This is a genomic window from Cyanobium sp. Copco_Reservoir_LC18 (assembly GCF_009834675.1).
GTDB classification, from domain to species: domain Bacteria; phylum Cyanobacteriota; class Cyanobacteriia; order PCC-6307; family Cyanobiaceae; genus Cyanobium; species Cyanobium minutissimum.
On sequence record NZ_ASAC01000003.1, the window covers coordinates 57,751 to 80,636 of the forward strand.

Sequence of the window (22,886 nt, forward strand, 5' to 3'; positions counted from 1 at the left end):
GCCGCTACCCATGCAGCCCCGTCCGGTGACCGCAGCACCCGCCTCCCCTCCCTCCGGGTTCGATTTCGACGTGATCGTGATCGGTGCCGGGTATGGCGGTTTCGATGCGGCCAAGCACGGTGCCGAGCATGGTCTGAAGGTGGCGATCGTGGAATCCCGCGACATGGGCGGAACCTGCGTCAACCGGGGCTGTGTCCCCTCCAAGGCCCTGCTGGCCGCCAGCGGCCGGGTGCGGGAGCTCGCCGACGCCGAGCACCTCAAGGGGTTCGGCATCCATGCGGCGCCTGTGCGCTTCGAGCGCCAGAAGATCGCCGACCATGCCGCCCAGCTGGTGGCCACGATCCGCACCAACCTCACCAGGACGCTCGAGCGGGCCGGCGCCACGATCCTGCGGGGCAAGGGCCGCCTCGACGGCCCCCAGCGGGTGGCGGTGCGCGAGGCCAGCGGCGTGGAGCGGGTGTATGCGGCCCGGGAGGTGATCATCGCCACCGGTTCCGATCCCTTCGTGCCACCCGGCATCGAGACCGACGGCCGCACGGTGTTCACCAGCGACGAGGCCATCAACCTGGAGTGGCTGCCCCGCTGGATCACGATCATCGGCAGCGGCTACATCGGCCTGGAATTCGCCGATGTCTACACGGCCCTGGGCTGTGAGGTGACGATGATCGAGGCGCTCGACCGGGTGATGCCCACCTTCGATCCGGACATCGCCAAGATCGCCGCCCGCCACCTGATCGACGGCCGCGACATCGACGCCCGCTCCGGCGTGCTGGCCAGCAGGATCACCCCCGGCTGCCCGGTGAGGATCGAGCTGGTGGACATGGCCAGCCGCGAGCCGGTGGAGACCCTGGAGGTGGATGCGGTGCTGGTGGCCACCGGCCGGGTGCCGGTGAGCAAGGACCTCAATCTGGCCAGCGTGGGGGTGGAGACCAACCGGGGCTTCATCCCCGTCGACGACGGCCTGCGGGTGCTGGCGAACGGGGCACCGGTGCCCCATCTCTGGGCCGTCGGTGATGTGACCGGCAAGATGATGCTGGCCCACACCGCCGCCGCCCAGGGCACGGTGGCGATCGAGAACATCCTCGGCCACGCCCGCCGCATCGACTACCGCTCGATCCCCGCCGCCACCTTCACCCACCCGGAGATCAGTTCGGTGGGGCTCTCGGAGGCCGATGCCAGGGAACTGGCCGCCGCCGAGGGCTTCGAGCTGGGGGCGGTGCGCAGCTACTTCAAGGCCAACTCCAAGGCCCTGGCCGAACTGGAGAGCGACGGCCTGCTCAAGCTGCTGTTCCGCAAGGACACCGGCGAGGTGCTCGGAGCCCACATCTATGGATTGCATGCGGCCGACCTGATCCAGGAGATCGCCAATGCGGTGGCCCGGCGCCAGGGGGTGCGGCAGCTGGCCAGCGAGGTGCACACCCACCCCACCCTGTCCGAGGTGGTGGAAGTGGCCTACAAGCAGGCGGCCGCCAGCCTGGCCACCGCGGTGGGTGCCTGAGATGGAGATCCGTCGCCGGCCCCCCAACCCCTCGGTGCGGGTGGCCCACCTGGAATTCGGCACCCCCCACCCCGAGGAGAGCCCCCGCCACATCCTCGAGGAGATCGTCTGGGAGAAGGACCGGGAAGTGACCGCCGCCCGGGAACGGGTGAGCCTGGAGTCCCTCAAGCAGCAGGTGGCCGACCTGCCCCCCACCCGGGATTTTCTGGCGGCCCTGCGGGCCAGCTGCCGCAAACCGGCGGTGATCGCCGAGATCAAGAAGGCCAGCCCCAGCAAGGGGGTGATCCGGGAGGACTTCGATCCCGTCGCCATCGCCCGGGGCTACGAGGGCGGAGGCGCCAGCTGCCTGTCGGTGCTCACCGACAAGCGTTTCTTCCAGGGGGGCTTCGAGGTGCTGGTGGCGGTGCGGGAGGCCGTCGAGCTGCCCCTGCTCTGCAAGGACTTCATCCTCACCCCCTACCAGCTGTTCCAGGCCCGGGCCGCCGGGGCCGACGCCGCCCTGCTGATCGCGGCGATCCTCACCGACCAGGATCTGGCCTACCTGCTCAAGGTGGCCCGCGGCCTGGGGCTGGCGGTGCTGGTGGAGGTGCACGACGCGGCCGAGATGGAGCGGGTGCTGCAGCTGGAGGGTGTGACCCTGATCGGCATCAACAACCGCGATCTGGCCAGCTTCACGGTGGATCTGGCCACCACCGAAGAACTGATGGCCGCCTTCGGTGAGCGGGTGCGCGGGCGCGGTGCCCTGCTGGTGAGCGAATCGGGCCTGTTCAGCCGCCAGGACCTGGATCGGGCCGTCGGCGCCGGCGCCGATGCGGTGCTGGTGGGGGAGGCGCTGATGCGCCAGGACGACGTCACGGCGGCCCTGGAGACCCTGATCGGGGGCTGATCCCGAGGAGCTGGGGGTGGGGGGCGCGGCTCAGTCCTTCTCGAGGAGGGCCCGGACAGCGTCCAGCTGGGCGCGGCCTTCCGGGCTCAGCTCGGAAACTCGCAGGTGCAGGGAATCGAGGGTTTCGATGATGGCGGCCGCGACATGGTCGACCCGCAGCAGGATGCCTTCGATGCCCTCGACTCCACCGCGCCACTGGAGCGCCAGAAGACCTCCATCGACCTGGTCTTCGATCTGCTGCACCGCGATCCCACCTTCCCCGACAAGACAGCCGCCCGGGACGGCTGCACCCGGCTGATGGGTCTGCACCGGAGCCTGAACTACGCCCCCACCGGGTCCCCCACCTACGCCGCGTCCGAGGCAGCGATTGGTTGGGCGTCAGACCGGAGCCACAGGAGAACGTCATCGGCATTGCGATCGGGAGGAAACACTGGATAGAACACTTTCCGAATCTTCCCGTCCTCAGCGATTAGCGTGAGACGCTTGAACAACTCCATGCCTGCGACAGTGAACGTTGGCAGCCCCATCGCACCCTTCAGAAGGAGCGCAGGGTCGCTCAACAGATGGAAGGGCAGATGCAGACGCTCCCGGGCCTCACTCTGATATTGGATTGTCTGAGCGCTCAAGCCGAAGACTCCGGTTCCAAGCGCCTTGAGTTCGCCGAAGTGGTCTCGAAAGCCACAGGACTGGGGAGTGCAACCTCGCGCACCGGGGATGCCATCCCATCCATCCGGCAAGGGCACATCGGGGCGCCCGGTCATTGGATAGACATAGATGACAAGTCGGCCCTTCAACTCGGCCAGGTTGACTGCCTTGCCGTCCGTGGCATGCAGCACGACACTCGGTAAAACAGATCCTTCAAGGTGCCCTGCCGCACCATCATCAACCGGGCGGGGTAAATCTGATGGTAGCTGGGACAGATTTGGACTCATGCAACCTCCTTCAGATGAGACTCCCAACCAGGATCTGTCCGGTGCCCCTTCGGCGGCCCCGGCTGCGACGCCTTGAGCCTCATCGGCCAGCATGCCGACGGGGAGCCGCTGTCGCCCCGCCTCTGCAGAGAGGCGGGCCTGTCCAGCCGGGGGGATGGTGGACTGAACTGAATCGATGGGCCGATCACCCTGCTGACCTGAGCCGGCCGTCCTCCATCTCGATGGTCCGGTCCGCCACATCCAGGATTCGGCTGTCATGGGTCACGATCAGGATCGTGCAGCGCTGCTCCCTGGCCAGACGCTGCATCAATCCCACCACCTCCCGTCCGGAGCGGCTGTCGAGGGCTGCGGTCGGCTCATCGGCCAGCACCAGGGGCGGACCGTTCACCAAGGCACGGGCAACGGCCACCCGCTGTTTCTGGCCTCCCGAAAGCTGGTCGGGGTAGGCGTGTCGGTGGGCCTCGAGCCCAACGGCGGCGAGCATCGACCCGGCCCGCTCCACCATGGCGTCGGCGTCCAGGTTGCCGCCCATCTCCAGCGCCATGCGCACGTTCTCCAGGGCCGTGAGGCTTCGGTGGAGATTGTGGGCCTGGAAGATGTAGCCATGCTGCCTCCGGGCCAGGGTCAGTCGTTTCGGACCAGCCCCCATGAGTTCCTGGCCAAGGATCCGCAGACTTCCGGTTTGGGCCGATCGCAGGCCGCCGATGAGAGTGAGGAGGGTGGTCTTGCCGGAGCCGGAGGGGCCCGTGAGCAGCACGATCTCCCCGGCGTGGATCTCCAGGTCGATGCCGTCCAGCACCTGGCGACGCAGGGCGCCTGCACCGAAGTGGTGCTGGAGCCCGCTGATGGCCACCACGGGTTCCTCGCATGCAGGCAGGGAAGGAGCCATCAGAACAGCTCCGCCGGATCCGCGGCCTGGAGCCGGCGGCTGGCGATGGCGCCGGAGGCCAGGCACATCAGCAGGGTGAGGCCGAAGACCAGGAGGGCTCGCGGAGCGGTCATGGCGATGGGCAGGGCGGTGGCCTGGGCTGCCAGGGCATAGAGGCCCAGCTGGATGGTCGCTCCGGGAAGGAACCCAAGAGCCGCCAGCACCAGGGCCTGCTCCACCACCACCAGGAGGAGATAGCGCTGGCGGAAGCCCATGGCCCGGAAGGTGGCGTACTCGCCCAGATGGGCGTTCACGTCGGTGGTCAGCACCTGGAAGACGATGACCACGCCCACCAGGAAGGCCATGGCCGTGCCGAGCCCGAAGATCACACCGATGGGGCTGGCTGTGCGCCAGTAGTTCTCCTCGAAGCGGACGTACTCGGCCAGGGTCAGGACCCGGACGTCCTCAGGCAGGTACCTGTCAATCGCGGCCGCCACCCGCTGGGGATCGACCCCGGGCTGGAGGCGCAGAAGTCCGAGGCTGAGGCTGCCCGGATCCCGCATCGGGAACAACCGCAACAGGCTCTGGTCGCCCATCACCAGCGTGGCATCGGCGCCGAAGGACGCCCCGAGTGAGAACAGACCGGCGATGGTGAGGCTGCGCCTCTCGGCTTCGGTGCTCACGCTCTGGCCCTGCTCCAGCCGGGCGATGGTCTCGGCGTAGGCGCCGCGGGCCAGACGATCGAACAGCACGGTGTCGGGCAGCTTGAGACGGTCGCGCTGGCGGTTCAGCTCCGGCAGATTCAGCACGCGGGCGTCGGGGTCCACACCCAGCACCTGGACGGTGGCGTTCTGGCGTGTCTGGGGATTGCGCCAGGTGAGGTTCTGGAGGTAGACGCCCTGCCCATGGGCCACGCCGGGAACGTCCGTCGCCTGGAGCAGGCGCCGTCGCGGGAAGGTGGAGAGGTTCTGGAGGTTCTGGGCCTTCGGGCTGAGCAGCACCAGATCGGCCGCAAAGGCCCGGTTGAGCTGGGTGTTGGCGTCGTAAAGGGCGGCCTGGAAGCCCAGCTGGGTGAACATCAGCACGTCGGCGAAGGTGATGCCAGCCACGGCCACGGCCAGGCGGCCGCGGTCGTGGCGCAGTTGCCGCCACCCCAGGGGAATGCGCTGGCCCCCACGGCTGACCAAGGCCGCCAATCGGTCGCGAACCGTCATCGCTGGATCCGCGCGGTGACCTGGAGGTTGGTGAGGGCTGCAGCCCGCCGGCTGCTGGCAGGGGTGAGCAGGGCCCGCACCTCCACCACCCGGCTGTCGTTGTTGGCGCTGGGGTCGGTGTTGATCAGGGTCTGGCGCTTCACCAGGGCGCCGATGCGGCTGACGCGGCCTTCCAGCGGCTGGCTCAGGGCCGGGCTGGTGATGGTCACGGGAGCGCCCATGCGCACCCGGGACACATCGCTCTGGTACACCTCGGCCACCACCTGCATCGCATCGGTGCGCCCCATCTGGACCACCCCTTCGCTGTCGAGGGCCTCGCCTGGCCGGCTCAGCACGCTCAGGATCCTGCCGCTGATGGGCGCCCGCACCAGGCTGTCCTCACGCTCAGCCAGCACCCGCACCAGGGCGGCGCCCGCCTGGTCGCGCTGACGGCGGGCGGCGGCCACATCCAGCCCACCTGCCTCGGGTACCCCTGCGGCAGCCTGGGAGCGGAGCAGGAGGGCCCTGGCCTCCGCCAGCTGGGCTCCCACCGTCTCACGGTCCAGGCGCTTGGCATCCCGAAGGGAGGCTGAGACGGCGCCATTCACGAAGAGCGACTGGTGGCGGTTCTCCTCCAGGCGGGCTGTGCGGAATTCGGCCTCCAGGCGCTCCACCCTGGCCTGCTGCACCAGTTCCTCCCGGCGCTGGTCGGCGGCGGCCACCGCCAGGCGAGCCTCCGCCAGCTGCAGCTGGGCCTCCGCCTCCTGAACGGCGGCCTCAAGCCTGGGCTGGCTGTCGAGCACGGCGATCACGCTGCCGCTCTCCACCCGGTCCCCCTCCTCTACCCGGAGCTGGCGGACGCGGGCCGGTGCGCCTCCCGGGGAGGCGGCGGGCGGGGCCACCGTGACCACGGCTCCGACCGGCTCGAGGCGTCCGAGGGTGGGGACGCTGCTGGGTGGCGTGTCCGGATTCAGGGCGGGGCTGGTCTCCGGCCTTGGCGCTGAGCCGGCCCGATGGATGAGGACGGCCAAGCCGATCCCGAGGGCCAGGGTGGTGGTGGTGGCGAGCCAGGGCCTCAACGGCCGGGGAGCCGGAAGGGGCTGGTCCATGGACGGAACCTGATGGGGCTCGACAAAAACTAAACCGTATAGTTCAGTTCTGACAAGCGACACTCGAGCCTGGGGAGGTCATCCCGCCCTCCCCAGGGCCCGTCGGCCCCCCCCTAGCCCCGTCGGGCGCCACGATGGACCCATTGAGGTCTTGCGCTTTGCCCCCTTCCGTCCGGCAGCTCTCAGGGGAGAAGGCGGCCGCCATCCTGGCCGGCGCGATGCAGGAGTTCCTGGCACAGGGCTACGCCGCCACAAGCATGGACCGGGTCGCCCGCACCGCCGGCGTCTCCAAGGCCACGGTCTACAGCCATTTCGCCGACAAAGAGTCGCTGTTCAAGGCCCTCACCCGCCACATGATCGAGCGGGACTTCGCCCTCCTCTTCGGGGGTGACGAGGCGGAGGCCCTGCCAGCCGACCCCCGCCAGGCCATGCACATGCTGGCCCGCCGCATGTTGGAGGTGCATCACACACACCCGGAGTTTCTGGCCTTCCTCCGCCTGCTGATCGGTGAGTCGGACCGCTTCCCAGCCCTGGCCCAGGGGTTCATGACCCAGATCCACCAGAAGAGCTTCCTGGCCCTCACCGAACTGGTGGGCGCATGCCAGGGGCCCCGGCAGGGGGATCCCACCCTCCTGGCCTGGGTGTTTTTAGGTTCACTGATCCATGTGGTGATGTGTCAGGACATGCTCCACGGCAAGGAGGTCATGCCCCTGGATCGGGAGGCCTTCGCCACGGGCCTGGTGGAGCTGCTCTGTCCAGACCCGGCGGGATCTCCAGATTCCGGAGCCCGGTCCGGACGCTGATCCAACCGTCCCTGCCTGGCCCTGTCCAGGCTGCCGCTGCAGGCCGCCGCCACCCCAGTCGTCGGAACCCCTGTCCCTACGCCGGGCCCCGACGTGAAGCCTTGAGGGTCACTGGCCAGCGGATGCGCCGCCCCAGCGCCGTCTCCCCCCAGGCGGCCTCCAGGGCCGGACGCAGCAGTTCCAGGGGGTCGCGGCCCAGGGCGGCCCGGTAGCGGGCGCTGGCCGACCAGCTGGCGCAGTAGCCCAGCACCTGCTCAAGGGTCCAGTCGGCTTCCATGGCGAACGACGGGGCCGGCAGGGCCGCGAAGGGCAGCGCCAGGTCGCGGTAGCCGTTCTCCACCAGCGCCTTCTCGGGGGGCCAGTAGGGCCCGACGATGTCGGCGTAGAACTGCTGCAGCAGGGCATCGGGCGCCTCGCCCTCCAGGTGGGGGATGCCGTAGCTCCAGACCGCCAGCACGCCGCCGGGGCGCAGCACCCGTTCCACCTCGGCGAAGAACCGGGGCCGATCGAACCAGTGCAGCGCCTGGGCCACTGTGGCCAGGTCCACGCTGTCGGCCTCGAGGCCGCAGCTCTCCGCCGGCGCCAGCCGGTAGTGCACGCCGGGGTGGGGGCGGGCGGCGGCGAGCTGGCCGGCGCTGGCATCGGTGGCCACCACCGCCTCGAAATGGTCGGCCAGGGCGATGGCGGCCTGGCCCGTTCCGGTGGCGCAGTCCCAAGCCCGCCGGCGGGCGGGGGCCACACCGGCCAGCCAGGCGAACAGGGGCGCCGGGTAGGTGGGCCGGTAATGGGCGTAGGCCCCGGAGACGGAGCCGAAGTGGTCGGTGAAGCTGCCGCTCATCGCCGGGCCCCAGAACAAAGCCGTCCGCGTCCATACCTAGCGGCAGCGGACGCGGACGGCTCACCACCGCCGGCGAACCGGCGGTGGGGGTGGCAGGGGACGGGGCTCAGACCTTGCGGCTGTAGAACTCCACCACCAGCAGTTCGTTGATCTCGAGGGCGACCCATTCGCGCTCGATGCGGCCGCCCACCTTGGCGGTCATCTTGGCCTTGTCGAACTCAAGATGGGGCGGGATGTTGGCCAGGCCGGGGAAGGCCAGGTTGGCTTCGGCGAGGGCCTTGCTGCACTTGCGCTCGCGGATGGCGACGACGTCGCCGGCCTTGCACTGGTAGCTGGGGATGTCCACCACCCGGCCGTTCACGGTGACGTGGCCATGGTTCACCAGCTGGCGGGCGCCGGGAACGGTGGGGCCGAGGCCGAGGCGGAAACAGATGTTGTCGAGTCGGTTCTCGAGCAGCTTGAGCAGGTTGGTTCCGGTGGAACCCTCCTGGGCACGGGCTTTCTTCACGTAGCGCACCAGCTGACGTTCGGAAATGCCGTAGTTGAAACGCAGTTTCTGCTTTTCTTCGAGACGGATCGCGTATTCGGAGCGCTTGCGACGGGCTTGGCCGTGCTGACCGGGGGGGTAAGACCGTTTGGCGGCCTTACGGGTGAGACCGGGAAGGTCCCCCAAGCGCCGCGTGATCCTCAGGCGAGGGCCGCGGTAGCGAGACATAAGGGAAAGTTTCGGAGGTGGACGTTGCGGCCCTGGGGCCAGACGGGGCGGCTCGCGGCTGCGGCATGCTGGAGGAACCCGCAGGCCTGCGCGTGCTGCGCCAACCACCCACCCTAGGCGGCGACGGTCCCGGCCTTCTCCAGGGGTCCCTGCCGGCCGCTCCGGCCTCCCCCCTCTCCGCCGCCGTGGCGGCCCTGCTGCTGGCCCTGATCGGCGCCTACCGGCGCTGGATCTCCCCCCTGCTGGGTCCCCGCTGCCGCTTCATTCCCAGCTGCAGCGCCTACGGGCTGGAGGCGATCAGCCGCCACGGACCCTGGCGCGGCGGCTGGCTGACCGTCAAGCGCGTCTGCCGCTGCCACCCCTTCACCCCCTGCGGCTGCGACCCGGTCCCGGACTGATGCAGGAGCTGCTGCTGTTCACGCGCCAGGGCTGCTGCCTGTGCGAAGGCCTCGAGGAGAAGCTGGGGGCCCTCGATCCCCCCCAGCCCCTGCGGGTGATTGATGTGGACACCGATCCGGCCCTGCAGGGGCGCTACGGCCTGGCCGTGCCCGTGCTGGCGCTGCCGGCCGCTGCCGACGGCCCCCTGCGGGAGCTGCCCCGGGTGTCGCCGCGGCTGGCGGGAGCCCAGCTGCAGGCCTGGCTGATCAAGCAGGGCGTGCGCTGAGGACCACGCTATGACAGGCGCCAGCTCCGTCCCGCCGGACGCCGCCGGCGCCGCCATGTCCCCGCTGCTTCAGCCGCTCCTGCAACAGGTGGGCCTGCCGCCGCTGACCGACCCCACCGGCGCCCTGGCCCAGGCGGTGGTCAGCGGCGTCAGCTGCGATTCCCGCCGCGTCGGTGCCGGCACCCTGTTCGTGGGCCTGCCCGGCACGGCGGTGGATGGTGGCAGCTTCTGGCCCGACGTGCTGGCCGCCGGCGCGGTGGCGGCGGTGATCGGGCCGGCGGCGGCCGCGGCCAGGCCCCCGGCCCCCGGCGATCCGGTGCTGGTGGTGGAGCCGCCCCTGGCCCTCTGGGCCGGCCGGCTGGCGGCCGAGTTCTGGGGCCAGCCCAGCCGCCGCCTGGCCCTGATCGGCGTCACCGGCACCAACGGCAAGACCACCACCACCTACCTGATCGAGCACCTGGCGGCGGCGGCGGGCCACCCGCCGGCCCTGTTCGGCACCCTGCAGAACCGCTGGCCGGGCCACAGCGCCACCGCCACCCACACCACCGCCTTCGCCGATCTGCTGCAGGCCGACCTGGCCCAGGCCGTGGCGGCCGGCAGCGGCATCGCCGCCATGGAGGTGAGCTCCCACGCCCTCGATCAGGGGCGGGTGGCCGGCTGTCGCTTCGCCGGAGCGGTGTTCACCAACCTCACCCAGGACCACCTCGACTACCACCTGTCGATGGAGGCCTACTTCGCGGCCAAGGCGCAGCTGTTCGCCCCGGACCTGCTCGCCGGCGGCGCCGTGGTCAACGTGGATGACCCCTGGGGGGCGCGCCTGGCCGAGCGGCTGAACGCGGATGGCCAGGACGCCGGCGCCGGCCCCTGCTGGCGCAGTTCCCTGGAGGATCCGACGGTGGAGCTGCACATCAGCGATCTGGTGATGGGCGCCGACGGGGTCAGCGGCCGCCTGCACAGCCCGCTCGGGGAGGGGCCCTTCCGCTCGCCCCTGGTGGGCCGCTTCAACCTGATGAACCTGCTGGAGGCGGTGGGGGCCCTGCTGCAGCAGGGTCTGCCCCTGCCGCCGCTGCTCGATGGCCTGGCCAGCTTCCGGGGTGTGCCTGGACGCATGGAGCGGGTCGGCGGGCCTGCGGGGGCTCCCCTGCCGTCGGTGCTGGTGGACTACGCCCACACCCCCGACGGTCTCGCCAGTGCCCTGGCCGCCTGCCGGCCCTTCAGCCAGGGTCGGTTGATCTGCGTGTTCGGCTGCGGCGGTGACCGGGACCGCACCAAGCGTCCCCTGATGGCGGAGATCGCCGCCCGCCTCGCCGACGCGGTGGTGGTGACCTCCGACAACCCCCGCACCGAGGACCCCCAGCGGATCCTGGATGACGTGGTGGCGGGGATCCCCGCCGGCACCGAACTGGTGGTGGAGGGGGACCGGGCCGCGGCGATCGCCGCCGCCATCGCCGCGGCGGCGCCGGAGGACCTGGTGCTGATCGCCGGCAAGGGCCATGAGGATTACCAGATCCTCGGCACCACCAAGGTGCACTTCGACGACCGGGAGGAGGCCGCCCGGGCCCTGCAGGCCCGCGCCGGCGGCTGACCAGGGGGGCGGCGGGGGAGAGTGGGGCGTCCCCAGGCCCTCCCCCGCCATGACCGCTCCCGTTCCCATGCCGAAGCGGTTCCTGGCGGAACTGCTCGGCACCTTCTGGCTGGTGTTCGGAGGCTGCGGCAGCGCCGTCCTGGCGGCCGTGTTCCCCTACGGCCAGGGGGACACCAATCCCCTGGGGCTGGGATTCCTCGGGGTGGCCCTGGCCTTCGGCCTGACCCTGCTCACGATGGCCTACGCCATCGGCCATGTCTCCGGCTGCCACATCAATCCTGCGGTGAGTTTCGGCCTCTGGGCCAGTGGCCGCTTCCCCGGCTCGGCCCTGCTGCCCTACCTCGTGGCCCAGGTGCTGGGCGGTGTCCTGGCCGGTGGGCTGCTCTACGGCATCGCCAGCGGCCGCAAGGGGTTTGAGCTGATCGGCAGCAACCCCCTGGCCACCAACGGCTTCGGGGCCCATTCCCCGGGGGGCTACGGCTTCTGGGCGGCGCTGAGCATCGAGGTGCTGCTGACGTTCTTCTTCCTGCTGGTGATCCTGGGCTCCACCCACCGCGACGCGATCAAGGGCTTCGCCGGGGTGCCGATCGGCCTGTCCCTGGTGCTCATCCACCTGATCAGCATTCCGGTGACGAACACGTCGGTGAACCCGGCCCGCAGCACGGGCGTGGCCCTCTGGGTGGGGGGTGAGGCCATCGGCCAGCTGTGGCTGTTCTGGCTGGCTCCGGTCGTGGGGGCGCTCCTGGCGGGCTGGGTGCAGCGTCACCTGCTGGAGGCGGGGGAGCACTGATCGGCACCTTCCCGCCCACCGCTGGGATGGGCCCTGTCAGGGAAAGGGGATCCATGGTGTGGAGGATGTCGGAAGATTTTCGGATGAATGGCTGCAGATCTGCATCGGCGTTGATACGTTGATCCGGATTGGAATGCGTTCTCTGGTCTGATGCCGACAAATCTGGCTCTGGTGGCGAGTGTCGTCATCCCCTTCCTGTTCAAGTTCGCCGGTGCCGTCGCGCTCTGGATCGCCGGTGGCTGGTGCATCAGGTTTGCCCTGCGCATCCTCAGAAGGGGGCTCTCCTCCGGCACCCTTGACCCCACGGTCATCGGCTATCTGATCAACATTCTGGGGGCGGTTCTCAGGGTCATCCTGGTTGTCGCGATCCTCGGTTTCTTCGGCATCCAGACCGCCAGTTTCGCCGCCCTGCTGGCTGGTGCCGGTGTGGCCATCGGCGCCGCCTGGAGCGGCATGCTCAGCAACTTCGCGGCGGGGGTCTTCCTGCAGGTCTTCCGTCCCTTCAGTGTCGGCGACTTCATCACCGCCGGTGGCGTGACGGGAACGGTGGAGGAGATCGGCATGTTCGTCACCTCCATCCAGTCGCTGGATTGCGTCCGCAACATCGTTCCCAACGGCAAACTGTTCTCCGACACGATCCAGAACTTCTCCTCCCACCCCTACCGGCGGGTTGATCTCGTCGCCCAGCTCGACAACAGCGCCGACGTGGCCAAGGCCATCGCCCTGCTGAAGGAAGGCATCAAGGCCGTTCCCAACCAGGATCCCCATACCCCGGCGGACATCGAGGTCCTGGAGTTCAGCGAACGCGGTCCCCGGCTGGCGGTCCGTCCCTACACCCACACCGACCACTACTGGCAGGTCTACTTCGATACCAACCGGATGATCGTGGACGTCCTTGGCAAACATGGCTTCCCCGTGCCGAGGATTCCCGTCGGCATGGCCCAGGGCGGCAACTGAGTCGCCGCCGGCCGGCGTTGCCCCGGTGTCCCCCGTTCAGCCCTCGGCCAGCTGAACCAGCAGAATCTCCACCTCCTCAGCGGTGCTGACCAGGTGGGTGCAGGCCCGCACGCAGCGGGGGGACTCCAGGGTGCGCAGCCAGGTCCCCCGCTCCCCCAGCCGCTTGACGACGGTGGCCGGATCGAGCGGCTCTCCCGAGCCCCCTGCCAAGGTGAAGCTCACCAGCCCCGCCGGCGGGGGCACCGTCAGCAGGGTGCGAACGCCGCCAATCCGCTGCAGGCCCTCCCACAGCTGGTGGCTGCGCTGGCGGATCACCTCCAGCCGAGCGCCGGCATCGCCTTCGGCCTCCAGCAGCTGCAGGGAGCTGTCCAGCCCGGCGAACAGGGGGGTGCAGGAGGTGGCCACCTCGAAGCGACGGGCATCGCGGTGGTAGCCGCCGGCGCCGGGACCGTCGTGCTCCAGGGTGCGCCAGCCGATGAGGGTGGGGCTGCTGTCCGCCAGCAGACGTTCGGAGAGGGCCACCGCGCCGAGCCCCTCCGGACCGCAGCACCACTTGTGGCCGGTGCAGGCATAGATGTCGGCGGCGGCTGCCGCCTCGGCCACCGGCAGGCTGCCCAGGGACTGGGCCGCATCCACCAGCAGCCAGGGATGGCGGGGATGGCCGGCCAGCCGGGCCGCCACCGCCGCGATCGGCATCGTCTGGCCGGTGTTCCAGAGCAGGTGCGAGAGCACCACCAGCCGGGTGCGGGGGGTGAGGGCCGCCTCCAGCCGCTCGCCCACCGCCGCTGCCGTCGCGCCGCTGTCACCGTCCAGGTCGGCCACCGCCAGGGAGGTGATCCGCAGTCGGTGGCGCCGGGCCAGCTCCTTGAGGGCCGCCACCACGCCGTAGTGCTCGGCATCACCGACGAGCAGTTCATCGCCCTCCTGCCAGGGCAGGCCCCAGAGGGGCAGCACGCAGCCTGTGGTGACGTTCTCGGTGAAGGCCACCCGCTCGGGGGCCACCCCGAACCAGGCCGCCAGCCGCTGGCGCAGCCCGGAGACGGTACGGTTCACGTAGGGCCAGACATCGTCGCTGAAGGGGCCCAGCTCCTGGATGGAGGCGAAGGAGTCGCTGATCGCCGCCAGCGATGGGGAGGGCAGAGGCCCCTGGCCGCCGAAATTGAAATAGGTCTTGTTGGCCAGGGCGGGCATCAAGGCCCGCAGGGGGATGGCGGTCTCGGCGGGCAAGGGCTGATGGATCAGTTGCTGGCGATCACCTGGCCCACCACCACGGCCGCCACGGCCGAGAACAGGGTGATGCCGAGGGCCGTCAGGGGGCTCTGACCCTGGGCCACCGCCAGGGTGGTGATCACGCCGGCGCCGAGGCTGGCCACGGCGAGCTGGGAGGTGAGTTCGCTGCCGGAGCGGGGGCTGGGGCTCGGGGTCACGGCGGCTTCATCACGGTTGATGGGCTGACGCTACGGGCGATGAATCGTTCGTCACTACCGGCCCGGCGAAGCTGTTACCAGGCGTGGTTGTTCTTCATGAAGCCGTTACATCGGGCCGCTTCGATGCCTTGAATGTCTTCCACTTTCGTGCCGATTCGCCTCAGGAAGTCCTGCCGCTGGCTGAGGCCGGCCGCGCCCGGCCGCTGCTGGCCCAGCTGCGCAGGGCCTCCAGCTGCTCCCGGGCCGTGCGCGAGAGGGGCACCACCTGGCTGGCGGCCGCGATCAGATCGGCCTCGCCGAGCTCCCGACCTTCGCCGAAGGCCAGGTGCATGGCCTCGATCACGGTCTGCTCCAGTTCGGCGCCGGAGAAATCGGCGGTGCGATCCACCAGCACCTCCAGGGGGATGGTGTGCCGGGGCCGCCGCCGCCGCAGCTGCAGATCCAGGATCGCCCGGCGTTCCTCCGCATCGGGCAGTTCCAGCAGGAAGATCTCGTCGAAGCGGCCCTTGCGCAGCAGTTCCGCCGGCAGCCGCTCCACGGCGTTGGCGGTGGCCACCACGAACACGGCGCTGCTCTTCTCCGCCATCCAGGTGAGCAGGCTGGCCAGCACCCGCTGGCTGGTGCCGCCGTCGCTGCGGCCGTCGCCCCCGCCGAAGCCCTTGTCGATCTCGTCGATCCAGAGCACGCAGGGGGCCATGGCCTCGGCCCGCTGGATCATCTCCCGGGTGCGGGCCTCGCTGGCCCCCACCAGGCCGGCGAACAGGCGGCCCACGTCGAGGCGCAGCAGGGGCATGGCCCAGCTGTGGGCGATCGCCTTGGCGGTGAGCGACTTGCCGGTGCCCTGGGGGCCGATCAGCAGCACCCCCCGGGGCAGGGGCAGGCCGTAGCGCTGGGCCTCGTCACTGAAGGCCCGGTGGCGCTGCTCCAGCCAGTGCTTGAGGGTCTCCAGCCCGCCGATGTCGGCCGGGGTGGCCTCGGTGGGGCAGTACTCCAGCAGTTCGCTGCGGGCGATGGCCTGGCGCTTCTCCTCCAGCACCTCCGCCAGGTCCTCGAGGCCCAGCTGCCCGCGCCGGGCCAGGGCCCGGGCCGCCAGCTGGCGCACCCGCTGCTCGCTCAGCCCGTGGCAGGCGGCGGTGAGCTGCTCGAGCACCCCCGGCTCCAGCGGCTGGCCGCTGGCCTCGGCGATGGCCCGCAGCAGGCGGCCGATCTCGCCGGCCTCGGGCAGGGGCAGCTCCAGCAGGGTGACGCTGTCCTCCAGCTCCCGCGGCAGCTGCCATTCCGGGGCGCTGATCACCAGGGTGTGGGGCACCTGCCGCAGGCCCGCGGCCAGGTTGCGCAACCGCCGGCAGACGCCGGGATCGTCGGCGTAGCGGTGGAAGTCCTTCAGCAGCAGGATCGCCCCCTGCTCGGCCGGCAGCCCGTCGAGGGCGCCGAGGGCCCCCATCGGCTGCCGCACCGCCTGCCCCTCCAGGCTCGGGGTCCCGCTCAACCCGCCGATGAAGTCCCAGCGCAGCAGGGTGCGGCCCCCCAGGCGCTGGGCGGCCCGCTCCAGCAGCCCCTCCACCCGTTCCTCCTCGAGGCTGCGGATCCAGAGGATCGGCGTGCGGGAGCGGATCAGAAGATCCAGCTGGTCGGCCAGGTCATGGGCCATGGCTCAGCGCAGGGAGCGGAGGGCCGCCCAGCGGGGATCGCCGCCCCCTTCCCCGCTGGCCTCGTCCACGGGCAGCGGCGGGCCGGGGCAGTCGGGACCGCAGCGGTTCACCAGGGGCAGCTGCAGGCTGAGCTGCTCGAACAGCCAGCGCTCCGGATCGAAGCGGCCGCCGGGATCGAGGCGCTCCACCGGGTCCTCGGCCGCGAACAGCACCTCCTCCTCCCCGTCGGGGCTGGAGACGGCGATCTCCAGCAGCTCCCGGGCGCTGGCGCTCAGGGCGTGGTTGTAGGTCTGCAGGCAGCGGTCGCAGCAGAGGGTGATGATCGTCTCCGCCGTGCCCTCCACCTCCAGCACGGTGCCGTGGTGGAAGGCCCGCACCCGGCCGCGCACGGGCGTGAGGCTGGCCAGGCCGGCGATGGACTGATCGACAGGCCAGTTGCGGCCCTCGCTCAGCAGCCGCAACTCCTGCAGGGGCAGCGGCTGCAGCCGGGTCATTTCTTGGTCTTGGGCTCGAAGGGCAGGCGGCCGCCACCGCTGCCGCCACCGGCCGTGGCGGTGGCCGGCTGCTGGGCGAGCTGCTTGTCGAGGATCGCCTGCAGGTTGTCGGGCAGGGCCTCACGGGTGAGCAGGAAGGTCTGGACCCCCTGGAACACGTTGGCCACCACCATGTAGAGCAGCACCCCCGCCGGCAGGGGGAAGAACAGGAACATGGCCGTGATCATCACCGGGGTGATCTTGTTGGCGGTGGCCTGCTGGGGGTTGGCGGGCATGCCCATGCCGGAGAGCAGCTGGGAGGCGAACAGGGTGGCGCCGAAGGCCCCCACCAGGATGGCGATGTCCCAGTTGACGGCGCCATCGGTGTAGAAGCCCACCTGGCCCAGGGCCTTGATGAACAGGAAGCCGCTGCGGGCCGCCAGGCCGGGAATGCGGGCCTCGACGGTGGCATCACCGGGGGCCAGGGCCGTGATCCGCCCCTGGTCATCCACCTGCACCACGCTTTCCCCCTTGGTCACCACCCAGCTGGGGGTGAAGCTGTCGCCGTGCTCCACGGTGCCGAGCAGGGAGGCGAAGCTGGTGCCGTCCTTGGCGTGCAGTTCCACCTGGGCCGTGGCGCCGACGCCGAGCTTGGTGCCGCCCTCGAGGCTGGCGACCACCGGCACGTGCTCGGTCTCGCTGATGAAGATGGAGTGGCTGGCGCTGTTGAAGGGCTTGGCCTCCACCGCGGCGATCTCCTCGGCCGGGAGCACCTTGAGGTTGATCGCGTAGGGGACGTCGGCGAAGGGTGACCCCCGCAGGGTGGCGAACAGGGCGAAGAGGATCGGCATCTGCACCAGCAGCGGCAGGCAGCCCGAGAGGGGACTGCCGAACTCCTTCATCAGGCTGCCCAGCTCCTCCTGCTGCTTCTGGGGGTTGTTGGCGTACTTGGCCTTGATCTCCGCCTGGCGCTGCTGCATCACCGGCTGGGCGATGCGCATGCGCCGGGCGCTGCGGATCGAGCCGGCGCTCAGCGGAAACAGGGCCAGGCGGATGACCACGGTGAGGGCCACGATCGCGAGCCCATAGCTCGGAACCAATCCGTAGAAGAAATCAAGGATCGGGAGCAGCAGGTTGTCGGAGATGTAGCCGATCACGGCAGGGGTGCGCTGGGGTGGGGAATCTCGGCTGCCAGTGTGCCCGACCGGGGAGACCGGATGGGGGTCCGGTGGTCAGGCGCTTTCCCGGGCCGGGGGGGCGAAGCCCGCAGGGCCATCGGCCCCGGAGGAGCGGGCGGCGGCTTTGCCGCGGCTCTCGCGCCGCTCCTCGATGTAGGCCTCGAGCTCCCGGAAGCGCGGCACCGCCCGAATTTCAAGCTTGGCGCCGTCGTTGAGCACCACCACCATGTCGCCCCAGGCGCCGAAGCCCCGGGGCACCGAGCGGACCTCACGGATCTGGCTGTAGACCACCTGGGTGCGGTCGCGGCCCAGCCAGCCGCCGCTGACGCTGATGCGCCGGCTGGTGATGCGGAACCGCAGCCACAGGGCCCGGACGATGGCTCCCACGGCGAAGGGAATGCCGATCAGGGTGAGGCCGAACAGCAGGTTGACGATCAGGTCGCCCCTGGCGGGACCGCCCTCGTAGAAGACCGTCTCATTGATCTCGAGTTTGTTCTCCACCCTGTCCTCCGGGGTCAAGGAGCAATCCTGCCTGGCGCAGCAGTTGGGCGCATTCTCCCAGCAGCTGGTCCTCGCTGCGCTCGAGGCAGCCGGGTTTGAGGGTGATCAGCAGCCACAGCGGCTGATCCGGGGTGGGCGGGTGGCGCCGCAGGTGGTCGTGGAACAGGCGCCGCAGGCGGTTGCGGCGCACCGCCAGCTTGCTCACCTTGGTGCTCACGACGATGCCGCAGCGCCAGGGGCTGGCGGTGGGGGGTGTGCCCGGGGGCAGCAGGGACGGATCGGCCGCCAGGACCCTGAGCAGCAGCCCCGGTCCCTGGTAGCGACGCCCCTGGCGGTACAGACGATCGAAGACCCGTCGGCCCTTGAGCCGGTGCTGCTGCGGCAGGGCCACGGACCTTCCCGGCCGGCCTCAGACCGCCAGGCGGGCGCGGCCGCGGCGGCGGCGGGTGCGGATCACGCGGCGGCCCGTGTGGGTGCGCATCCGCACCCGGAAACCGGACACGCGCTTGCGCTTGCGGCTCGTTCCTTCCAGTGTGCGCTTCGTCATGCTGCTTTCGGCTCAGTCGGCCACCCTATCAGTTGGTGCTGTTGGGAACGATCTGGATCAGCCAGCTGCCCAGGTAGCCCGAGACCGGGATGTCGCCGGGGGCCTGGGCCAGGGCGTTGAACTGATACATGCCGGCGTTGAACGGGTTGAACACGTTCATGTAGACACCGATCGTGTCCTTGTCGGAGACTGGGGTTTCCGGAAAGATTTCGATCGATCGCCCGTTCTCCGACACCTCGATCGTGGCGGGGATCGTCTCCAGGCAGCGCGTTCTCTTGAGCATGCCGCCCTCACTCATCCGGCACAGCTTGACCTGCTTGGGATCGATCTTGCTGTCGAAGTGGCTGGGAACGCTGATGCTCAGCTTGAGGATCGCCGTCTTGCGATCCTTCGGCCGCAGCATCAGGTAGTACTCCGCCCGCTGCATGCGGGTGGTGTCGGTGGTGAAGAAATAGAGCTTGCGGTAGTCCCTGTTGTTCTCCCAGCGGAACTCCATCAGGCCGGGGGTGCCCTGGGCCAGGGAGGGGGCGGGGGCGAGCGGGGAGAGGAGGGTGGCGCCGGCGAGGGCCATGGCGCCGAGGCCGGCGGTGCCCAGACGGCCGATCCGGGCCAGGGGATGGGACCGCTCGCGCGGGAAGGAGGGCATGACTGGGAGGAACTTCATGCTGAAAGTCTCAACACGCCTGTGCGTCTGCCGCGCCTTCAGTGGTCGGCGGGGGAGCTGGCTGGGGCCGAAGGCTGGCCCGCCTCGGCCCGGTCGGGCCGCAGCCGTGCCGCCTCCCGCAGATAGGGGTGGACCTCCTGCCGGCCCGCCTCGAGCCAGGCGTGGGCGAGCAGCCGGATGCAGCGGGGCAGGTCCCCGGCCACCGCCATCTGCTGGCAATCCAGCAGGGCGACCCGGCCCCAGTCGGCCCGGCGGCGGGCGATGGCGGCGGGGAAGCACGCGTCCAGATCGGCCGTCACGGAGAAGGTCACCGAGAGCACCCGGTCCCCCGCCAGGTCGTTGCGCTGCAGCAGCTCCTCGATCAGTTCCGCCACGGCCTCCGCGATCGCATCGCCGGTGTTGGCGCTGGCGGTGGTGGCTCCCCGCAGGGCCCTCAGCTCAAGACCAGGCTTCATGACGTCAGGGGCGATGGAGCCACAGGGGCTGGCCGCTCCAGGCCAGCTCCAGGCTCAGGGAGTGGGAGAGCTGCTGCAGCAGTGTGCTCCCCGGCAGCAGCCCCAGCAGTTTCCGGGGCGGTTTGCCGAAGCTGACCGTGCGGGTCTTCTCCGGATCCAGCCCGGCCAGCTCCGCCGCCAGGCGGCGGGCGCTCTCCTCGTCCCCCAGCACATCCACCAGGCCGAGTTCCACGGCCTGGGCGCCGCTGAACACCCGCCCATCGGCGAAGGTGCGCACCACCTCCGGCTCCAGGCCCCGGCCTGCGGCCACTGCTGCGACGAACTGGCCGTAGCTGGCGTCGATCAGCTCCTGCAGCAGCTGCCGTTCCGCTTCGGAGAGGGCGCGGTCGGGGGACAGGATGTCCTTGTACAGGCCGCTCTTGACGGTCTCGAAGCGGATGCCGATCCGCTTCAGCAGCCGCGAGAGATCATTGCCGCGCAGGATCACGCCGATGGAGCCGGTGATGGTGCCGGGATTGGCGACGATCCTCTCCGCCGCCACCCCCACATAGACGCCGCCGGAGGCGGAGATGTTGCCGAAGCTGGCCACCACCCGGCAGCCCTTCTCCCGCAGGCGCATCAGGGCCGCATGGATCTCCTGGCTGTCGCCGACGGTGCCGCCGGGACTGTCGATGCGCAGCAGCAGGGCGGGGCACTCCCGCTGCTGCACCTGCTCGATGGCCTTCAGCACCCGGACGCGGGTGCCCCCGGCGATCGGCCCCTCGATGGCGATGCGCGCCAGGGTTCGTCGGGACTTGCGGCACCAGGGCCAGGGCATTGTGGAGATGCGCGGTGGCTGGATCTTAAAAAGAAGGCCCGGAGGGGCCTGCCCGCCGCCGTCCGTACCTCCACCGCCGCCCCAGGACGCCCGCCCCATGCCCCGGACCCTGCGCTGGGTGTTGATGCTCCTTCCCTTCGCCCTCTGGGGCACGGCGATGGCGGCGATGAAGCCGCTGCTGCTGGGGGCCTCGCCGGCCATGCTGGCCAGCCTGCGGCTGCTGCCGGCCGGGCTGGTGCTGCTGCTGGCGGCCCGCCTGCTGGGGCGTTCCTGGCGGGTCGACCCCGTGGACTGGCCCTGGCTGCTGCTGTTCGCCGCCGTCGACGGCAGCCTGTTCCAGGGGCTCCTGGCCCGGGGGCTGGGCGAGACCGGGGCGGGCCTGGGTTCGGTGCTGATCGATTCCCAGCCCCTGCTGGTGGCCCTGCTGGCCCGCACCCTGTTCGGCGAGGCGATCAACCCGGTGGGCTGGCTGGGCCTGCTGATCGGCCTGCTGGGCATCCTCTGTCTGGGACTGCCCGGGGAGGTGCTGCGCCACTGGTGGCTGCAGGGGCCGCCGGCCCTGCAGGGGCAGGCCTGGAGCCATGGCGAGGCCTGGATGCTGGGGGCGGCGGCGGCGATGGCGGTGGGCACGGTCCTCTGCCGCTATGCCACCCGCCGCAGCGATCCGGTGGCCGTCACCGGCTGGCACATGCTCCTGGGCGGCCTCCCCCTGGTGCTGGTGGCCGGCGGCGAGGCGCTGCTGTGCCCGGAGACGGTGAGCTTCTGGCCCCACTGGAGCCCGCTGGAATGGGGTCTGATGGCCTATGCGGCCCTGCTGGGCAGTGCCCTGGCCTATGGCCTGTTCTTCTGGTTCGCCAGCAGCGGCGACCTCACCGGCTTCACGGCCCTCACCTTCCTGACGCCGGTGTTCGCGGTGCTCTGTGGCGTGCTGCTGCTGGACGAGCGGCTGGGCCCGCTGCAGTGGCTGGGGGCGGCGCTGGCCCTGCTCTCGGTGCTGCTCATCAACCAGCGCGGCCGGCTCTGGCAGGTGGGCGGTCGGACCGAGCCGGTGCCGCCATGACCCGCACGGTTCTCTTCATTCACCAGAACTTCCCCGGCCAGTACCGGCACCTGGCACCGGCCCTGCAGGCCCGCGGCGACCGGGTGATGGCCATCGGCGGTCCCACCAGCCAGCCCCTGCCCGCCATCCCGCTGCACCGCTACGACCCCCTGCCGCCGGGGGGGGTGCCGCCCTGCCACCCCTGGGCGGCCGATTTCCAGACCAAGATCCTGCGGGGCGAGGCGGTGGCCCGCTGCCTGGAAGCGCTGCTCGCCGACGGCCTGCGGCCCGATCTGGTGGTCGGCCATCCGGGCTGGGGGGAACTGCTGGTGGTGAAGGACCTGCTGCCGGCCGTCCCGGTCCTGCACCAGGTGGAGTTCATCTACCAGCTGCGGGGGGGCGATGTGGGATTCGACCCGGAGTTCACCGACGCCGACTGGCGCCCCCGCGCCCGCCTGCGCCTGCGCCGGGCCCCCCAGCTCCTGGCCCTCCAGGACCTGGACTGGGGAGTCGCCCCCACCCCCTGGCAGGCCAGCACCGTGCCGGAGCCCTACCGCCAGCGGCTGAGCGTGATCCACGAGGGCATCGACACGGCGGCGATCGCCCCCCAGGGTCCCGCCCGCATGCAGCTGCAGCGCGCCGGGCTGGGCTTCGCCCCCGGCGATGAGGTGGTGAGCTTCGTGGCCAGGAATCTGGAGCCCTACCGGGGCTTCCACACCTTCATGCGCACGCTGCCCCTGCTGCAGCGGCTCAGGCCGCGGGCCCATGTGGTGATCGTGGGCGGCGATGGGGTGAGCTACGGCGCCGCGCCCACCGGCGGCGGCAGCTGGAAGGAGGCGATGCTGCGGGAGCTGGGCGACAGCCTCGACCGGCGCCGCGTCCACTTCGTCGGCCGCGTGCCCCACCCGGTGCTGCATGAGCTGTTCCGGGTCACGGCCTGCCACGTCTACCTCACCGTTCCCTTCGTGCTCAGCTGGAGCCTGCTGGAGGCGATGAGCTGCGGGGCCCTGGTGATCGGCTCGGCCACGGCCCCGGTGCAGGACGTGATCGAGGACGGCCGCAACGGCCTGCTGGTGGACTTCTTCGATCACCGGGCCCTGGCCGAGCGGCTGGCGGCGGTGCTGGCAGGCCCCGATGGTTACGCCGGGCTGCGCAGGGAGGCCCGGCGGACGGTGGTGGAGCGGTTCGATCTGGGCCGGGTCTGCCTGCCCCGGCACCTGGAGCTCGTGGATCGGCTGATGGCCTCAGCGGCGACACAGGAGGGAACGGCTGGGGAGCGATAGGTTCCCTCCGAT

General features: G+C 70.6%; 28 protein-coding genes. 10 read left to right on the forward strand and 18 right to left on the reverse strand.

The features are described 5' to 3' along the window. Positions 1-10: 10 nt before the first annotated feature. Both L107_RS00510 and trpC read left to right on the forward strand, forming a co-directional pair. Positions 11-1,498, forward strand: coding sequence for a dihydrolipoyl dehydrogenase (locus L107_RS00510; RefSeq protein WP_159815946.1), 1,488 nt, complete (start codon positions 11-13; stop codon positions 1,496-1,498). 1 nt (position 1,499) lies between these two features. Further along, on the forward strand, positions 1,500-2,384 hold the full coding sequence (gene trpC / locus L107_RS00515) for an indole-3-glycerol phosphate synthase TrpC (protein ID WP_159815947.1): 885 nt from the start codon (positions 1,500-1,502) through the stop codon (positions 2,382-2,384). 30 nt (positions 2,385-2,414) lie between these two features. On the opposite strand, the gene L107_RS00520 is transcribed toward trpC, so the two are convergent. The 5 genes from L107_RS00520 to L107_RS00540 all read right to left on the reverse strand — a co-directional run bounded on the left by L107_RS00520 (position 2,415) and on the right by L107_RS00540 (position 6,486). Next, positions 2,415-2,693, reverse strand: coding sequence for a hypothetical protein (locus L107_RS00520; RefSeq protein ID WP_159815948.1), 279 nt, complete (start codon positions 2,691-2,693; stop codon positions 2,415-2,417). 35 nt (positions 2,694-2,728) lie between these two features. Continuing rightward, complete coding sequence (locus tag L107_RS00525; protein WP_159815949.1) at positions 2,729-3,316, reverse strand: peroxiredoxin; 588 nt, start codon at positions 3,314-3,316, stop codon at positions 2,729-2,731. Between the two features lie 184 nt (positions 3,317-3,500). Next, the gene (locus L107_RS00530; RefSeq protein WP_159815950.1) at positions 3,501-4,205 is read right to left on the reverse strand and encodes an ATP-binding cassette domain-containing protein; all 705 of its coding nucleotides are present in this window, start codon (positions 4,203-4,205) and stop codon (positions 3,501-3,503) included. After that, positions 4,205-5,398 (reverse strand): ABC transporter permease DevC, encoded by a 1,194-nt coding sequence (devC, locus tag L107_RS00535; protein WP_159815951.1) that lies wholly within the window; start codon positions 5,396-5,398, stop codon positions 4,205-4,207. Before devC ends, L107_RS00530 begins: the two co-directional genes overlap by 1 nt. Next, positions 5,395-6,486: an HlyD family efflux transporter periplasmic adaptor subunit gene (locus tag L107_RS00540; protein ID WP_159815952.1), complete on the reverse strand. Its 1,092-nt coding sequence runs from the start codon at positions 6,484-6,486 to the stop codon at positions 5,395-5,397. The genes devC and L107_RS00540 overlap by 4 nt, the downstream gene beginning before the upstream one ends. Positions 6,487-6,644: 158 nt before the next feature. Here L107_RS00540 and L107_RS16840 point away from each other — a divergent pair, with 158 nt between their 5' ends. Further along, positions 6,645-7,289, forward strand: coding sequence for a TetR/AcrR family transcriptional regulator (locus L107_RS16840; RefSeq protein WP_304523529.1), 645 nt, complete (start codon positions 6,645-6,647; stop codon positions 7,287-7,289). Between the two features lie 76 nt (positions 7,290-7,365). On the opposite strand, the gene L107_RS00550 is transcribed toward L107_RS16840, so the two are convergent. Both L107_RS00550 and rpsD read right to left on the reverse strand, forming a co-directional pair. Beyond that, positions 7,366-8,127, reverse strand: a complete 762-nt coding sequence (locus L107_RS00550; protein ID WP_159815954.1) for a class I SAM-dependent methyltransferase — start codon at positions 8,125-8,127, stop codon at positions 7,366-7,368. Between the two features lie 106 nt (positions 8,128-8,233). Continuing rightward, positions 8,234-8,842 (reverse strand): 30S ribosomal protein S4, encoded by a 609-nt coding sequence (gene rpsD / locus L107_RS00555; RefSeq protein WP_106220609.1) that lies wholly within the window; start codon positions 8,840-8,842, stop codon positions 8,234-8,236. Positions 8,843-8,907: 65 nt separating this feature from the next. On the opposite strand from rpsD, the gene yidD reads away from it, so the two are divergent. The 5 genes from yidD to L107_RS00580 all read left to right on the forward strand — a co-directional run bounded on the left by yidD (position 8,908) and on the right by L107_RS00580 (position 12,838). After that, a complete protein-coding gene (gene yidD, locus L107_RS00560) occupies positions 8,908-9,240 on the forward strand; it encodes a membrane protein insertion efficiency factor YidD (protein ID WP_236550418.1) in 333 nt (110 codons plus the stop codon). Continuing rightward, positions 9,240-9,506: a glutaredoxin family protein gene (locus L107_RS00565; protein ID WP_159815955.1), complete on the forward strand. Its 267-nt coding sequence runs from the start codon at positions 9,240-9,242 to the stop codon at positions 9,504-9,506. Before yidD ends, L107_RS00565 begins: the two co-directional genes overlap by 1 nt. Before the next feature lie 55 nt (positions 9,507-9,561). Further along, positions 9,562-11,091: a UDP-N-acetylmuramoyl-L-alanyl-D-glutamate--2,6-diaminopimelate ligase gene (locus L107_RS00570; protein ID WP_159815956.1), complete on the forward strand. Its 1,530-nt coding sequence runs from the start codon at positions 9,562-9,564 to the stop codon at positions 11,089-11,091. 49 nt (positions 11,092-11,140) lie between these two features. Then, complete coding sequence (aqpZ, locus tag L107_RS00575) at positions 11,141-11,881, forward strand: aquaporin Z (protein WP_236550419.1); 741 nt, start codon at positions 11,141-11,143, stop codon at positions 11,879-11,881. A gap of 171 nt (positions 11,882-12,052) precedes the next feature. Continuing rightward, complete coding sequence (locus L107_RS00580) at positions 12,053-12,838, forward strand: mechanosensitive ion channel family protein (protein ID WP_236550420.1); 786 nt, start codon at positions 12,053-12,055, stop codon at positions 12,836-12,838. Between the two features lie 36 nt (positions 12,839-12,874). Here the strand turns inward: L107_RS00580 and L107_RS00585 are convergent, their stop codons facing one another. The 11 genes from L107_RS00585 to sppA all read right to left on the reverse strand — a co-directional run bounded on the left by L107_RS00585 (position 12,875) and on the right by sppA (position 20,552). Continuing rightward, complete coding sequence (locus tag L107_RS00585; RefSeq protein WP_159816081.1) at positions 12,875-14,029, reverse strand: aminotransferase class V-fold PLP-dependent enzyme; 1,155 nt, start codon at positions 14,027-14,029, stop codon at positions 12,875-12,877. 47 nt (positions 14,030-14,076) lie between these two features. After that, a complete protein-coding gene (locus L107_RS00590; protein WP_015108941.1) occupies positions 14,077-14,265 on the reverse strand; it encodes a hypothetical protein in 189 nt (62 codons plus the stop codon). A gap of 160 nt (positions 14,266-14,425) precedes the next feature. Next, a complete protein-coding gene (locus L107_RS00595) occupies positions 14,426-15,916 on the reverse strand; it encodes an AAA family ATPase (RefSeq protein ID WP_159815958.1) in 1,491 nt (496 codons plus the stop codon). 3 nt (positions 15,917-15,919) lie between these two features. Continuing rightward, positions 15,920-16,411 (reverse strand): DUF177 domain-containing protein, encoded by a 492-nt coding sequence (locus L107_RS00600; RefSeq protein WP_159815959.1) that lies wholly within the window; start codon positions 16,409-16,411, stop codon positions 15,920-15,922. After that, complete coding sequence (gene yidC, locus L107_RS00605; protein ID WP_106220615.1) at positions 16,408-17,547, reverse strand: membrane protein insertase YidC; 1,140 nt, start codon at positions 17,545-17,547, stop codon at positions 16,408-16,410. Before yidC ends, L107_RS00600 begins: the two co-directional genes overlap by 4 nt. Before the next feature lie 75 nt (positions 17,548-17,622). After that, the gene (locus L107_RS00610; RefSeq protein ID WP_201295754.1) at positions 17,623-18,087 is read right to left on the reverse strand and encodes a PH domain-containing protein; all 465 of its coding nucleotides are present in this window, start codon (positions 18,085-18,087) and stop codon (positions 17,623-17,625) included. After that, on the reverse strand, positions 18,044-18,460 hold the full coding sequence (gene rnpA, locus L107_RS00615) for a ribonuclease P protein component (RefSeq protein WP_159815960.1): 417 nt from the start codon (positions 18,458-18,460) through the stop codon (positions 18,044-18,046). Before rnpA ends, L107_RS00610 begins: the two co-directional genes overlap by 44 nt. Before the next feature lie 18 nt (positions 18,461-18,478). Beyond that, entirely contained in the window at positions 18,479-18,616 is a 138-nt protein-coding gene (gene rpmH, locus L107_RS00620; RefSeq protein WP_015108935.1) for a 50S ribosomal protein L34, read from the reverse strand. A gap of 28 nt (positions 18,617-18,644) precedes the next feature. Continuing rightward, positions 18,645-19,262: a DUF2808 domain-containing protein gene (locus L107_RS00625; protein WP_159815961.1), complete on the reverse strand. Its 618-nt coding sequence runs from the start codon at positions 19,260-19,262 to the stop codon at positions 18,645-18,647. Positions 19,263-19,318: 56 nt separating this feature from the next. Then, positions 19,319-19,735: a chorismate mutase gene (gene aroH / locus L107_RS00630; protein WP_159815962.1), complete on the reverse strand. Its 417-nt coding sequence runs from the start codon at positions 19,733-19,735 to the stop codon at positions 19,319-19,321. A 4-nt stretch (positions 19,736-19,739) separates the two neighbouring features. Then, positions 19,740-20,552, reverse strand: coding sequence for a signal peptide peptidase SppA (gene sppA, locus L107_RS00635; RefSeq protein WP_159815963.1), 813 nt, complete (start codon positions 20,550-20,552; stop codon positions 19,740-19,742). A gap of 97 nt (positions 20,553-20,649) precedes the next feature. Between sppA and L107_RS00640 the strand changes: the two genes are divergently transcribed. Both L107_RS00640 and L107_RS00645 read left to right on the forward strand, forming a co-directional pair. After that, on the forward strand, positions 20,650-21,612 hold the full coding sequence (locus tag L107_RS00640) for a DMT family transporter (protein ID WP_159815964.1): 963 nt from the start codon (positions 20,650-20,652) through the stop codon (positions 21,610-21,612). After that, positions 21,609-22,874 (forward strand): glycosyltransferase, encoded by a 1,266-nt coding sequence (locus L107_RS00645; protein WP_159815965.1) that lies wholly within the window; start codon positions 21,609-21,611, stop codon positions 22,872-22,874. The genes L107_RS00640 and L107_RS00645 overlap by 4 nt, the downstream gene beginning before the upstream one ends. The last annotated feature ends 12 nt before the right edge of the window (positions 22,875-22,886 follow it).

What these genes read in the sequence shown, in the direction of transcription:
- L107_RS00510 (WP_159815946.1), top strand. Translation starts at nt 11, where the DNA reads ATGCAGCCCCGTCCGGTGACCGCAGCACCCGCCTCCCCTCCCTCCGGG.
- trpC (WP_159815947.1), top strand. Translation starts at nt 1,500, where the DNA reads ATGGAGATCCGTCGCCGGCCCCCCAACCCCTCGGTGCGGGTGGCCCAC.
- L107_RS00525 (WP_159815949.1), bottom strand. Translation starts at nt 3,316, where the DNA reads ATGAGTCCAAATCTGTCCCAGCTACCATCAGATTTACCCCGCCCGGTT.
- L107_RS00530 (WP_159815950.1), bottom strand. Translation starts at nt 4,205, where the DNA reads ATGGCTCCTTCCCTGCCTGCATGCGAGGAACCCGTGGTGGCCATCAGC.
- devC (WP_159815951.1), bottom strand. Translation starts at nt 5,398, where the DNA reads ATGACGGTTCGCGACCGATTGGCGGCCTTGGTCAGCCGTGGGGGCCAG.
- L107_RS00540 (WP_159815952.1), bottom strand. Translation starts at nt 6,486, where the DNA reads ATGGACCAGCCCCTTCCGGCTCCCCGGCCGTTGAGGCCCTGGCTCGCC.
- L107_RS00550 (WP_159815954.1), bottom strand. Translation starts at nt 8,127, where the DNA reads ATGAGCGGCAGCTTCACCGACCACTTCGGCTCCGTCTCCGGGGCCTAC.
- rpsD (WP_106220609.1), bottom strand. Translation starts at nt 8,842, where the DNA reads ATGTCTCGCTACCGCGGCCCTCGCCTGAGGATCACGCGGCGCTTGGGG.
- yidD (WP_236550418.1), top strand. Translation starts at nt 8,908, where the DNA reads ATGCTGGAGGAACCCGCAGGCCTGCGCGTGCTGCGCCAACCACCCACC.
- L107_RS00565 (WP_159815955.1), top strand. Translation starts at nt 9,240, where the DNA reads ATGCAGGAGCTGCTGCTGTTCACGCGCCAGGGCTGCTGCCTGTGCGAA.
- L107_RS00570 (WP_159815956.1), top strand. Translation starts at nt 9,562, where the DNA reads ATGTCCCCGCTGCTTCAGCCGCTCCTGCAACAGGTGGGCCTGCCGCCG.
- aqpZ (WP_236550419.1), top strand. Translation starts at nt 11,141, where the DNA reads ATGACCGCTCCCGTTCCCATGCCGAAGCGGTTCCTGGCGGAACTGCTC.
- L107_RS00585 (WP_159816081.1), bottom strand. Translation starts at nt 14,029, where the DNA reads ATGCCCGCCCTGGCCAACAAGACCTATTTCAATTTCGGCGGCCAGGGG.
- L107_RS00595 (WP_159815958.1), bottom strand. Translation starts at nt 15,916, where the DNA reads ATGGCCCATGACCTGGCCGACCAGCTGGATCTTCTGATCCGCTCCCGC.
- L107_RS00600 (WP_159815959.1), bottom strand. Translation starts at nt 16,411, where the DNA reads ATGACCCGGCTGCAGCCGCTGCCCCTGCAGGAGTTGCGGCTGCTGAGC.
- rpmH (WP_015108935.1), bottom strand. Translation starts at nt 18,616, where the DNA reads ATGACGAAGCGCACACTGGAAGGAACGAGCCGCAAGCGCAAGCGCGTG.
- L107_RS00625 (WP_159815961.1), bottom strand. Translation starts at nt 19,262, where the DNA reads ATGCCCTCCTTCCCGCGCGAGCGGTCCCATCCCCTGGCCCGGATCGGC.
- aroH (WP_159815962.1), bottom strand. Translation starts at nt 19,735, where the DNA reads ATGAAGCCTGGTCTTGAGCTGAGGGCCCTGCGGGGAGCCACCACCGCC.
- sppA (WP_159815963.1), bottom strand. Translation starts at nt 20,552, where the DNA reads ATGCCCTGGCCCTGGTGCCGCAAGTCCCGACGAACCCTGGCGCGCATC.
- L107_RS00640 (WP_159815964.1), top strand. Translation starts at nt 20,650, where the DNA reads ATGCCCCGGACCCTGCGCTGGGTGTTGATGCTCCTTCCCTTCGCCCTC.
- L107_RS00645 (WP_159815965.1), top strand. Translation starts at nt 21,609, where the DNA reads ATGACCCGCACGGTTCTCTTCATTCACCAGAACTTCCCCGGCCAGTAC.